8 protein-coding genes are annotated in these 10,827 nt (G+C 59.3%); 2 read left to right on the forward strand and 6 right to left on the reverse strand.

The genetic code is table 11. The features are described 5' to 3' along the window. Positions 1-186 precede the first annotated feature (186 nt). Positions 187-591, reverse strand: a complete 405-nt coding sequence (locus JWR14_RS36150) for a hypothetical protein (protein WP_299719142.1) — start codon at positions 589-591, stop codon at positions 187-189. A 114-nt stretch (positions 592-705) separates the two neighbouring features. After that, positions 706-2,205, reverse strand: a complete 1,500-nt coding sequence (locus JWR14_RS36155; RefSeq protein ID WP_299719144.1) for an AarF/UbiB family protein — start codon at positions 2,203-2,205, stop codon at positions 706-708. A 1,217-nt stretch (positions 2,206-3,422) separates the two neighbouring features. On the opposite strand from JWR14_RS36155, the gene JWR14_RS36160 reads away from it, so the two are divergent. Beyond that, entirely contained in the window at positions 3,423-3,977 is a 555-nt protein-coding gene (locus JWR14_RS36160) for a hypothetical protein (protein ID WP_299719146.1), read from the forward strand. Positions 3,978-4,351: 374 nt separating this feature from the next. Continuing rightward, positions 4,352-4,717: a hypothetical protein gene (locus JWR14_RS36165; protein WP_047845755.1), complete on the forward strand. Its 366-nt coding sequence runs from the start codon at positions 4,352-4,354 to the stop codon at positions 4,715-4,717. 112 nt (positions 4,718-4,829) lie between these two features. Here the strand turns inward: JWR14_RS36165 and JWR14_RS36170 are convergent, their stop codons facing one another. From JWR14_RS36170 to boxC, 4 genes are all read right to left on the reverse strand, one after another. Beyond that, on the reverse strand, positions 4,830-5,942 hold the full coding sequence (locus JWR14_RS36170; protein ID WP_299719150.1) for a porin: 1,113 nt from the start codon (positions 5,940-5,942) through the stop codon (positions 4,830-4,832). Between the two features lie 532 nt (positions 5,943-6,474). Beyond that, on the reverse strand, positions 6,475-7,749 hold the full coding sequence (gene boxA, locus JWR14_RS36175; RefSeq protein WP_299719152.1) for a benzoyl-CoA 2,3-epoxidase subunit BoxA: 1,275 nt from the start codon (positions 7,747-7,749) through the stop codon (positions 6,475-6,477). A gap of 69 nt (positions 7,750-7,818) precedes the next feature. Next, positions 7,819-9,258 (reverse strand): benzoyl-CoA 2,3-epoxidase subunit BoxB, encoded by a 1,440-nt coding sequence (gene boxB / locus JWR14_RS36180; RefSeq protein ID WP_299719154.1) that lies wholly within the window; start codon positions 9,256-9,258, stop codon positions 7,819-7,821. A gap of 67 nt (positions 9,259-9,325) precedes the next feature. Then, positions 9,326-10,827: 2,3-epoxybenzoyl-CoA dihydrolase (gene boxC / locus JWR14_RS36185; protein ID WP_299719156.1), on the reverse strand; the 1,502-nt coding region annotated here is incomplete at its 5' end.

Consider the following 10,827-nt stretch of genomic DNA (forward strand, 5'->3'; position numbering starts at 1 on the left):
GTTGCGTCGGGCAGGATTCCGTCGATTCGTGCAGCACGAGCCACGCGCCGACGTCCTCGCGCACAGCGAACGATGCCACCTCGGACGACCTTCCGCCCGGCAGCATCATTTCACCGTCGCTCGGCGGCATGCCGTGATGCGTTTTGCATAAAAACGGCGTGCTGGGTCCGCGGTTCCGCTATTGCGCTATTCGGACGGCTTGTCGTCCTTGTCGTTAGTCGCGGGCATCGGATCCACCGACCTTTGCTTTGAAACCCCTTCCGGCTCTGAACTGTGCGAACCGAACCCGCCGCGTCCGCTCGCTTCGGGCGCGTTGCCGCTGCCCAGCGGGACTTCGGCAGTCTGCTTTGGATGCTGTGTGAGATTGCGCCTGTCAGGCTCGCCGGGTTCAGCTTTTGTGATCGAGGTCTGGGGCGCGTCGGGCGGCCTTACCCCTTGTTGCGCGTTGCCGCCGGTGGCCGCCCCGCCCGGCAGATTGCCGCCCGAGCCGCCACCGCTCGCGCCGGTGCCAGAATCCCCAAGCGGTTTGCTGTTGTCGAGGTCGCGTTGTGTCGCGGTCGGTTGCGTCGTGGTCGGTTGCGTTGTGGTCATTAAGTGCTCCTGTCCTGATGGCTTGAAGTCTCATCAGTCGAGCAACAGACGTTCCTTCTCATGCTTCTCCGGGCCTTTTTCTTCGCTCCAAGCGAGCGCGATATCAAAGCGCAACTACCTCGCGGAACGCGAATCCGCATTCCGGCGGTTTTGCCGCATCACCCAATCCGCCAGCAAATTCGGCACGCGCGGCAACGCGTGCGGCCAGTGCACGGCTTCCTTCGCCAGTTGTGCGACAACGCCGTGCGAACTGAACTGATCCAGCGCCAGACGCATGATCACCCTGCGCGCAATCGGCCAAACGTCGATATCCGGAGCAATCCGGCGCGCCATTTCCTCGATGCTCTGCGCCGAGCGCGCAAGCAACGCCGCCCGGGACGCGATGCCCGTGTGGGCATCGCCGAATGCGTGCTCCAGAGGTCCTTTGCCCAGCGCCGTGAAGAGATCGGCGGCTGTCCGATGCCGATGGGCATCGCCGGCAAAACGCTCTGCTTCCCGCCGATACGTTGATTCCACACGCACTGCATGCTGCTCTTCGTGTTCGTCGGGCCGGCCATGCCGCATGTGTTCACGCGCGGCCGCCTTGTGATCGCCGTGCAGCAACGCGTTTGACCCGGCAACGAGGAAACTGCGTTCGTGCGCGGCGAAAAACGTGAGCGGCGAATCCCCGTCGAGCACGAGCGCCCCGAGCGTGTCCGGTTCGATGCTGACCGCGGCGCCTGCCGCTTCCAGACCGGCATGGAACACGCCTTCGCCAAGCGCCGTTTCAAAAAAAACCTCGATCCACGTGGCAATCAGTTGGGCCGGGTCCAGGCCGTGAGCACGCAGCGCTTTGGCGTCCGAGAGCGGCACGCTGCGCACGGCGCGCGTGACGAGCGCCGTGTCGCTGCAAAAATCCCAGAGCACTTCGGGCACGACGACGCGCGAGTCCTTGTTTACTTCGCGCAACCGGTAGCGCAGAAAGCTTTGGTCGGCAGCGCGCTGACGCAAATCGAGCATCCCGGTAATCGATTCCGCCAAACGGGCGATCAGCGCGCCGACATTCTGCTCCCGAACCTCACGTGAAAAACGCCCGGCCAAGCGCGCCGCCGAGTTTGCCACATCGAGGTCTTGCGCCAATTCGGTGCGCGTATCGGTGCGGATCAACGTAATGCGGACGGCCACCGGAGGTTTCGCTTGCGTGGATGCGGGGGGCATTTCCAGCGTGATCAGCGCACGATGCGTCTGCTGCGCTATTCCACAGCGTTCGGGCTCGGCGTCTACGTCGATCAATGCGTCTGCCCGTCCCGGCGGTAGCGCGGTCGCAAGCGCCCGGCGCAGCGGCGCGTCTTTCAGCGGCGCCTTGAGGGTGTCCAATTCGGCGAGCGCGACGCGTACCGCCGTCTCAGCCAACCCGGGGTGTTGCGCCAGCAGGCCCGACGCCATGGTCAGCACACCCGACAGGTTCTGCAACACCGGCACTCGCTGGGCCAGACTGGTGGCGCCACGGCTACGCACACCGCCGGCGAACGAGCGCAGAACGCGATGGATCGGGGCGTCGGCGGCGGACTTTGTGCGGCTTTCGCGCACGAACAGCGTCGCCAGGCGCCAAATTGCACGCAGGCGGTGTGTCATGGGTTCACCCGGCATAGGCTCGAATAGCTGATTTTCAGCTCCTTGGATAAGGTGAATCGGGTGGCAGAGAGGGTACCCGCGGGAATTGAACTTCGAGAGAACAATCTGCGGTGCATCACGTTGGTCGCGCAAGCCGTTTGGAGGGTTCTCGCGGATGACACTCAGGCCACCAGCGCTGCAACTGACTTGAACAACACAACAAGATAGAGCAGATCAGGCCAATGTGTCGAACCCCAAGCTGGGCGATCTGCGGCATTCAACGACGATCAGTTTGCACACCAGGCCCCAATAGCTAATTCATCAGCATGCGGATCGAAAATTTGTTCACCACTGAAAATTTAATGGCGAAAGCAAAATGAAATATATTAATTGTCTGATGTTTTAATTGCGGTTTTCTCGGCGTATTATCAATTCGCTGCATTGTTTCAAATTTTGACCTTTAATCATTAGTTTTCAAACGAAACTCACCGTGTGAGAGGGCGACCCATACAGCGGTTCGCGTCGAGTCTCCCAATGTGTGAACCAATATGCGTTTTGGCCGTGAAAATCACGCTGTATATAGCCACACGTTAAAAACCCATGAAGGCCGCCCTGCCGCGGCCTTTTAGTCGAAAACGGGCTCCGACCAGCGCAGCAAGGCTCCGCTCCATCCAATTGCGACCCCTGCGCCATTTCTCAAAGTGCATCAAAATGTGCAACGACCTGCACATTTGATTCTCTCTGGCATTAGACGTTTTCCTGTCGAAGCAGGAACATAAACATGCAAATCATTTAACGGTTTCTCTTTGGGAAATTTTTCATGGCGTCTGCGAATAATCTGCACTTTTTTATAAATGGGATCTCGCATTTTTCGAGAACTCAGCATAACGATTACCAAATCGCGTCTTTGATCACAGATGACGACGATTTATAAGCTGCAACGTGCCAGAAATTTATTTCAGAGTAGTAAACGTCGTCGCCAACCGGATCGAAAATTTTATCGTTTTGGCGCGAATCATTTGTACTGAATAAGTAAAATTTACTGAAATTATCGAATCGTCCGAAATGCACTCCCTTCAGACACATTGTTTCCTTTTCCTGTTTGCCTGCGCAGGATAGTTTGAACCGCTACGACGGTTCATCGATAAATTCATCGGCATGATTGGCACGTTTCATGCTCAGTATGTGCAACCAGATCGATCATTTTGTCGTTTTTTTGTCCACCCCGGATTATTACCATGCGACCTACTCCAGTGATCGAAACACACCTGAGTGCCTTCCACGAGGTAATTGCAGAATGCACCGACCTCAAAAGCCGTGTTGAGACGGAGCGCGTGGCGGTATCGGCAATAACTGCCGCGATTGTCAATGCAAGTGAAACCCTCGCCAAGCGGGGTTACATGACGCCGCAAAAGGTTGAAGGACTAACCCTCTCTATAGAAGAGAACGCGCTTGACCTGAAAGCCGCGCTCGATGAAGTCGATGCCTCCATTCGCACGGCCATTGGCCCGGTCGAGAAATTCGCCGCAGTGACGGAACGGTTGAGGACAGCCCAGAGAGTGGCGCTTCCGGTTCACGTCATGGCGGCAGCAGGTCGATCGGAAGAGCCGGAAGAGCCTGAAGCATCAATGTTCGATTCAATCGCGGCCCAGCACTCCGCCTTGTGCGAGCATTTACTGGAAAGCGTGCGGGAACTGGCGAATAAAGCCACGTACCGGCTCGACGATCTGCGGGAAAAGATCGACCGGCTGCAGTCGTCTTATGGAGAAATCACTGCGGCGATGGCTTCCTGAACTGTCAGGCCACGACGTTGGTGGTGCGCGTGTCACGCTGCGGGGTTACGTTGCTGACGTTACGTTGCGGGGTTACGTTGCGGCGTTACGTCAGCAGGAATCAGGCATATGACCGGTAGGTACAGTGACTGAAGGCGGGGCTCCATGCGTCGACGAAGGCGCCCTGTTCAAGCACCCTGGCCGACGCCGCAGCGCCAAATCAGTAGAACTCTGCTCGCCGCGTTCCGCAGCGGCCGCCAAGCGTGTTGTCGCGCCTGTTCGTCCGCGAACGCAGGGCGTAAATGGAGGATTCCGCATTGCACCGCGGCGTGCTATCGTTTTCATGCCGGAATCAGAACGTCCGGCACACGTCAATCATCTTCGTGAGCTCCGCCATGAACGATGTACGCCACAATCTCAGCCCGACCGACCGCGTGGAATTGCTCTGCTGGCTCACCTGCGGGAGCCTCGGCGCTTATTATCTGAACGGTTCCTGGCCCACTGCGGCTTTTCACGTACAAGCGGCTCACAAGTGGCTGGACCGGCATAAGCGCCAGGCTGAATGGCTCGCGATCGCGAAGCTCTCAGCCATTGCAGCCGACCTCGCCCAGCGTCACTCGGAACTGGTGGATGCCGATTGGGCTCGCGATGCCGTGGAAGAGATCCTCGACAGCGACGATCTCAACTATCAATCAGAACTGGTGTTGCGCGTGCTCGATGAATGCAAGCGCGCGCTTGCCGACAAACGGCCGGCCGACTGATCCGGCAAAAACCAGGGGCTTTCGTTGATCGATCATCATCGATCAACGAAGGCCCCCTCCTTGAAGCGCTTTGCTGAAATGGCTTCAAAGCAACGACTTTAATGTGCGGGCTTCAGAACCTCGTGCGCATGCCGATCCGGATTGCCGTCGACGAATCCCCCGAGCCGACATACACCCCGTTGGAAAACACGGGCGCTGAGCCACCGCCGAGAAACACCGGTGCAGCACCGCCCGACACCCGCAAGTAGGTAGCGCTGGTGTAGACATCCGTGCGCTTGGACAGCGCATAGTCAAGCAGCAACGTCCCGTTCTGGAACTTCTGTTCGCCCAGCTTGCTGTACCAGTAACCGCCCATCAAGGTCGTCGCCGGCGTCAGCTGGAACACCTCGTTGATCTCGTAGGTCGGCATCGAGCCGTTGTCCCGGGCGACGCGAAAGTGGGTATCGGTGAAAAGCAGCCGCGTAAGGCTGCGCCCATACCGGTAGCTGGCACCCGCGCCGATCGTGCTGACGCTCGTCGCCACGACCGGTGCCCCCGACAGGTTCGGAAACAGCGTGGTGCCCGCCTGGGTCGGGGCGTTGAGACCGAGGTCGTGGGTATCGGTGTACGCGACGCCAGCCTGGAACGGGCCACCGTCGTATCGTGCACCGAACGCGATCACGCGACCAGTCCCGGCCGAGACGGATTGCGAAGGAAACGCATAGAGGGCGCCGAATGAGAAACCATAGAAGGTTGGCGATTTGTACTTGACCGCGTTGTTGATGTGCAAGGTGCCGGCCAGATGATCGAAATCGCCGGGATGCCAGGAGTATTGCCCGGCGTACTGACCCATCGCGAACTGAGTAAGGTTGTCCCAGAAGAAGTCATATTGCTTGCCAAGCGTGAGCGTGCCGTGAGTGGTGTCGGTGAGGCCCACCCAAGCCTGACGGCTGAAGAGCACGCCCGACTGGACCATTGTGCCGTTGTATAAATTAAAGCCATTCTCCAACTGGAAAATGGCCTTGGCGCCGCCGCCCAAGTCTTCGCTGCCGAGCAAACCCCAGCGATTCGACTGGATCGAGCCATCGTTTGCCACGAAGGTCCCGTGACCATTCAGATTGCTGAAGTACGTGATGCCGGCGTCGATAATGCCGTACAGCGTGACGCTGCTCTGCGCGTGGGCGCAAGGGGCGGCTATCGTGGACAGGGCTAATACCGCGGCACTGCACATCCATCTCTTCTTCATCGCGTTGTCTCCATCAGGTTTTTTTATGCAAAGCGGTTCTCCTCCCCTTCGTCGAGGGGATGTCGGGCGTCGAATGACGATTGCTACAGGATCTCGGTATGACTCGAGCGGTGTGAATCAGCCCAGGGTGTTGAACCGGCCAGGCTGCGGATGCCGGGCCTTTCAGGTACCGCGTGCGGCTCGTCGCGGGTCGGGCCGAGTGCCCAAGCGTGCGCCAGGCGTTCGTCGGGAAGATCGGGTGGCGCCGACGCGTTGCGTGCCCTGCGTACCGACCGGCTTGTGCGCGCTAAAACGGCCGGCCAGGAAGAGTCCGTTCATCTTGTCTCCGTCTTTTGTTTTGGGTTGACGTATTGGTTGGAGACAGTATCGCCCGCCAAACAATTTTGATTTATTCTTTCAATTAACGTTATTGATTTACGAACCGAATCAATGAATGATCTTGACGACGTTGGCGGGAAACGAGGGACGTCAATGGAAAACGCCCGCAGTGAGCGGGCGTGTGTTCGACAGGTGAATCTTTCCTGGAATGCGGTCAATAGGTCTCCAGATGCAACCTACCCTCTCGCTTGAGCGCCCGCCATAACGGGTCCCATTCAATGCCGTTCTGCACGGCAATATCCCGCAGCGCCTGAAGCACACCGTCCTCCATCCCTTTGAGCCCGCATACATAGATGAATGTGTTGTCATCGCGCAGCATCTGCCCGACGTCTGTCGCGCGTTCGCGCATCGCGTCCTGGACGTATCGCTTCGGCTGGCCTGCAGTCCGTGAAAACGCCAGGGTGGTATCGATGAAATCCTTCGGCAGATTCACAAGCGGTCCAAAGTAAGGCAACTCCTCCTTGGTCCGCGCGCCGAAAAACAGCATCAGCTTGCCGGTCGCGCCCTTCAACCGCCTGCGTCGCCGGTATTCCGTCATCGCTCGCATGGGGGCCGAACCCGTGCCCGTGCAGATCATGAGCAAATGCGAGTTCGGATGGTTCGGCATCAGGAACGTGCTGCCAAACGGACCGATCACATTGACCTTGTCGCCCTTCTTCAAGTCGCACAGATAGTTCGAGCAGACGCCATCCGCAACATTCCCGCGATGATCCTGCGTCACCCGTTTGACCGTCAGCGACAGGTTGTTATACCCCTCGCGTTCGCCGTCGCGCGGACTCGCGATGGAGTACTGACGAGCGTGATGCGTCTTGCCGTCTTTCGATGTGCCCGGCGGCAGGATGCCGATCGACTGGCCTTCGACCACCGGAAACGGCGTGGTGCCGAAATCCAGCATGACGTGATGAATATCGCTGGCGGTGGACTCGCCGGTCAGACGATAGTTGCCGACCACCGTCGCCGCCAGCGGCTGCTTGTGCGTGTATAAATTCACGTACGGCTTGACCGCCGACCAGGGCGGCAGCGTCGAGCCGCGTACCGTATCCACGTCGATGCCTTCGGGATTTTCGTCCGGGTTATCGGTTGCGTCGGTTGCGTCGGTTGCGTTGGTATCGGCGCCGGCTTGAGCAGGGTAATCCAGCGCAGCGCTTGCCGTTGTGTTCTGCGCCGGCAGTTCGTCCCAGGTGAACTGCTCTTCAACGCTGTATGCCCGCGACTTCAGCACCGTTCGCCAGTTGTCGATAGAGCCGGTCGGGCACGGCGAGATGCACGCCATGCAACCGTTGCAGACCTCAGCCTTGACGACGTAGTTGTTGGAGTCGTGAGTAATGGCGTCGACCGGGCACGTCTCTTCGCATGTGTTGCAGCGAATGCAGATCTCCGGGTCGATCAGATGCTGCCTGAGGACCTCCATGGGGGCTGGACCGTTCATTGTTTTCTCCATCTGCGCCGGGACCGCAACGGCATTTCGTTAGCGGTCCGTACGCGCCTGCTGAAATGCTTAGTTGAAACGCACGTAGTCGAAATCGACCGGCTGGCGATTGATGCCCATGGCCGGGGGTGCGATCCAGTTGGCGAACTTGCCCGGTTCGACCACACGGCCCATCAGCGAGGCGACATACGCGCGATCTTCCGGCGTCGGCAGCCATTTCGCCTCGTTCGCTTTCCATTCATTCTCGTTGACCACGCGGCCGTCGGGCGCCACGCGCACGCCGGCGAAGGTGCCGATCTGGCGGTTGAACGCCTTGTGCGGCACAGTCAGGCGAACGTCGAACCCCGCCTTCTCCAGCACCTTGTTCCAGCGTCCGACACCCGCCACGGAATCCCTGATGTAGTCGTCACGCAGCACTTCGTTCATGGCGTTGAGCATGGGCACTTCACGCTCGACCAGCTTGCCGTCCTGGACGTCCAGAAGCTTGTAGCTCTGGCCGTTCAACTGATGATCGTCGTCGCGTTTGGTTTCTTCGTAACGGCCCTTGAGTCCCGAGCTATAGAACGTCGCCGCATTCGACGAATGATCCGCACCGAACAAATCGATGGTCACCGAGTAGTGAAAATTCAGATAACGCTGGATGGTTTCCAGGTCGATCACACCGGCCGCGCGGATCTTGTTGACATCGTCGGTCTTCAGTTCGTTCATGACCTGCGAGGTCCGCTGAATCACGCGCGAGACACCCGATTCGCCCACGAACATGTGATGCGCTTCTTCCGTCAGCATGAACCTGGTCGTGCGTGCGAGCGGGTCGAAGCCGGACTCGGCGAGCGCGGACAACTGGAACTTGCCGTCGCGATCCGTGAAGTAGGTGAACATGAAAAATGCGAGCCAGTCCGGCGTGCGTTCGTTGAACGCACCGAGAATGCGAGGATTGTTTTCGTCGCCGGAACGGCGGTCCAGCAATGCTTCGGCTTCCTCACGACCATCACGGCCAAAGTAACGATGCAGCAGATAGACCATCGCCCACAAATGACGCCCTTCCTCCACGTTGACCTGGAACAAGTTGCGCAGGTCGTACATGGACGGCGCCGTGAGTCCCAGGTGCCGCTGCTGCTCGACCGACGCCGGCTCGGTATCGCCCTGCGTCACAATAATCCGCCGCAAGTTTGCGCGATGTTCGCCCGGCACCTCCTGCCACGCTGCTTCGCCCTTGTGTTCGCCAAAACTGATCTGCCGGTCCGCGATGCCGGGCGTCAAAAAAATACCCCACCTGTAGTCCGGCATCTTCACGTGATCAAAATGGGCCCAGCCACCGGCGTCCACGCTCACCGCCGTGCGCAGATATACATCGTAGTCCGGCGAGCCTTCCGGACCCATGTCGCCCCACCACGACAGGAAGTTCGGCTGCCATTGCTCGAGCGCGCGCTGCAGCGTGCGGTCGTCGGCGAGATTGACGTTGTTCGGAATCTTTTCGCTGTAGTTGATCGTTGAGTTGATTGTGGACATGGTTTCTTTCCTTGAAGACGGTCGCGCTGAGGAGCGCTGAATGAGTAGGACCGGACAGCCGGATGCGTCAGACGCGATTCAGGTCGAACTGCGCCTTGCTGCCCTTGCCATACACCTTGAGAGCGCCCTTCTCACCCACCGCATTCGGCCGGTTGAAGATCCAGTTCTGCCAGGCCGACAAACGCCCGAAGATGCGTGTTTCCATCGTCTCCACGCCGTTGAAGCGCAGGTTGGCCTCAAGCCCGGTGAGCGCATCGGGCGACATGGCCGCGCGTTCTTCAATAGCGATCCGGATCTCGTCGGGCCAGTCGATGTCATCCGGCGACGCGGTGACCAGTCCCAGGCGTTCAGCCTCAGTCGGTTTCACCCGCTGTCCGATCTGCTGGCGTACCGCGTTCATTGGCTCGGTTTCGTCGTAGAAACGGCGGCCAAGACGCGACTGGCCGGTGATCATCGGGTAGAGGCCGAAGTTCACTTCCGAGAGCGTCAGCACCGGTTCCTCGTCTTCGTTGCTTGGCAACGCCGCCATGTAGCTACGGTCACAAGCGAACGCGAGTTCGGCGAAGGTGCCGGCGAAACATGAACCCGGTTCAATCAGCGCGAAGAGCGTGCGCGACGAGACGTCGATACGTGCCAACGTGCGGCGTAACATGCCGATGGTCTCGCGCACGAACCAGTGATCGCGATGCTCGAGCAGTGTGGCGTCCGTGGCAAGCACCGTGCGTGCGTCGCCTTCGGTCTTGAAGATCCAGGTGCCAATATCGAGTTCGTTCGTGCGCATGCAAAGGATGGCATCGTCGAGTTCACGGGCGAACTGCAGGGGCCACCAGTGGGCGCCGGCCGCGACGATGGCGTCTATATCGGATTGCGGATTCGTCGACGGCGCTTTCGCGGTAAACGTTGCGGTACGGCGAGCGCGATCGATGCTGATATCGACGGTCGCATAGCTCAGGCCATCTTCACGATCCGTGCGCTCGATACGCGTCAAGACAATGCCTTGTGCTCCGGCCGGCCGGTCGCTTTGCGCGGCCAGTTCCAGCGCGCGAGCCTGCACCGTTTCCTTGAATACGTTCGGCTTCACGACTTCATCGACCAGGCGCCATTGCTTCGCGCGCTCGCCGCGCACCCCTTCAACAATGGTGCAGAAGATATCGGCGCGGTCGTGGCGAACCTTGCGTTTATCGGTCACGCGAGTGAGACCGCCGGTGCCGGGCAGTACGCCGAGCAGAGGGACTTCGGGCAATGCTACGGATGACGAACGGTCGTCGACCAGATAGATTTCATCGCACGCGAGCGCCATTTCATAGCCCCCGCCGGCGCACGCGCCGTTGACGGCTGCGAGGAACTTGATACCGGAGTGGCGCGACGTATCTTCTATGCCGTTGCGCGTCTCGTTGGTGAACTTGCAGAAGTTGACCTTCCACGCATGCGATGAAAGGCCAAGCATGAAAATGTTGGCGCCCGAGCAGAACACACGGTCCTTGAGGCTCGTCACCACCACCGTGCGCACTTCCGGATGCTCGAAACGCACACGCTGTAAAGCGTCGTGCAATTCGATATCGACACCCA

Source organism: Caballeronia sp., from assembly GCF_028292365.1.
GTDB lineage: Bacteria > Pseudomonadota > Gammaproteobacteria > Burkholderiales > Burkholderiaceae > Caballeronia.